The sequence below is a fragment of the Pseudoflavonifractor sp. An85 genome, assembly GCF_002161235.1.
In the GTDB taxonomy this organism is placed as follows: Bacteria; Bacillota; Clostridia; order Oscillospirales; family Oscillospiraceae; genus Enterenecus.
Genome location: NZ_NFHE01000119.1, coordinates 1 through 856, shown reverse-complemented (window position 1 = coordinate 856; position 856 = coordinate 1). Strand labels below are relative to the sequence as shown.

The 856-nt window shown below is 61.2% G+C and carries 1 pseudogene; it reads left to right on the top strand.

Annotated elements, in window-relative coordinates:
- Positions 1-137: 137 nt before the first annotated feature.
- Positions 138-856, top strand: a pseudogene (locus B5G37_RS14720) (hypothetical protein); the annotation flags it as partial.

Here is an 856-nt window from a genome sequence, read left to right as displayed (position 1 = left end):
TGCAGTCCTTGGTGGTCTGCACGCTGCGGGCGGAGATGTCTCGCTGGTAGTCGAAGTAGAACGGCTTGTACGGGTTCAGCAGGCTGTGGAGGACCCTGAGCCGCTGGGTGCCGTTCAACAGATGGGGCTTGGACCCCATGGAGGTCACGTGGTACGTGCAGCCCATGGACAAGTCGAAGGCCATCAACTTCGTGCGCAGCCGTTCCGCGTGGATCGACAAGGAGATCATCGAGGAGCAGCGTTCGGCGGTGAACAAGGGGTACGATTTCAGCATCCTCCCGCAGGAGCTGAAGTATTCCAAGGAGGAGACCGAGGATGTGCTGGACCACTTGCAGAACAAGAACCAGCGGCTCTACGTGTTCACCGGCCTCATCTACACCTACGCACCCAGCAAGGAGCAGTTGGATCAGCAGGTCATGCGCATCATTTCGGTCGCCCGCCAGTCCTCCATCGAGGTGGACACCTACGACTACCGGCAGCGCCGTGGCCTGAACTCGATTCTCCCCTTGGGCCACAACCATGTGGAGATCAGCCGCATGTTCACCACCGCGCAGGTCGCCATCCTCGTACCCTTCGCCACGCAGGAGCTGGACGACAAGGGCGGCAACTACTACGGGCAGAACAAGCATTCGCGGAACCTCGTCATCTGCAACCGCAAGCGGCTGACCAGCCCCATGGGCTTCGTATGCGGCAAGACCGGCTCCGGCAAGGGCATGTTCGTCAAGACCGAGATGACCGGCACCATCTTCACCAACCCCACGGACGAAATCTACGTCATCGACCGTGCGGGCGAATACACCGCCATCGCCGACCGGTACGGCGGCACCACCTACCATTTCGGCGTGGGCACCGGCAC